We start from the raw sequence: 414 nt of genomic DNA, 5'->3' as shown, positions 1-414 counted from the left end.
TTGGAAACCGCGCCATATTCCGTCATTGCAATAGATGGCGATAGGATCAAGCGAATCAATGACCATTACGGTCACCATGTAGGGGACGAAGTTATTGGAATTATTGCTGATGCCATGTCTAAAGTGTTTCGAAATAGTGATTATCTAGTTCGAACTGGTGGTGATGAGTTTGTTGCGATTCTGCCGGGTTGCAGTATCAGTCAATCTTCAATATTGGCGAAGAAGCTTCGTAGTGTCGTTAAAGATAACCGACTAAAGACCTTGGATATCGAAGTTAGTGTGAGTACTGGTATCGCGGCGAATGAATTACACGAAACGCTTCAGGACGTTATTGTACGTGCAGATGAAGATCTCTATGAGATGAAAAAACACAGACAAAAGTCCCATTAAGCAGCGCTAGTATTGACTCAATGT

1 protein-coding gene is annotated in these 414 nt (G+C 42.3%); it reads left to right on the top strand.

The window, feature by feature from the left end; genetic code table 11:
* A partial coding sequence (locus IQR33_RS30485) for a GGDEF domain-containing protein (RefSeq protein WP_193844290.1) occupies positions 1–390 on the top strand: 390 nt, incomplete at its 5' end.
* Positions 391–414 lie beyond the last annotated feature (24 nt).

This window comes from Vibrio sp. OPT46 (assembly GCF_015163535.1).
Classification (GTDB): domain Bacteria; phylum Pseudomonadota; class Gammaproteobacteria; order Enterobacterales; family Vibrionaceae; genus Vibrio; species Vibrio alginolyticus.
Note: the sequence above shows the minus strand (reverse complement) of the source record. Positions and strands in the feature narration are given on the sequence as shown.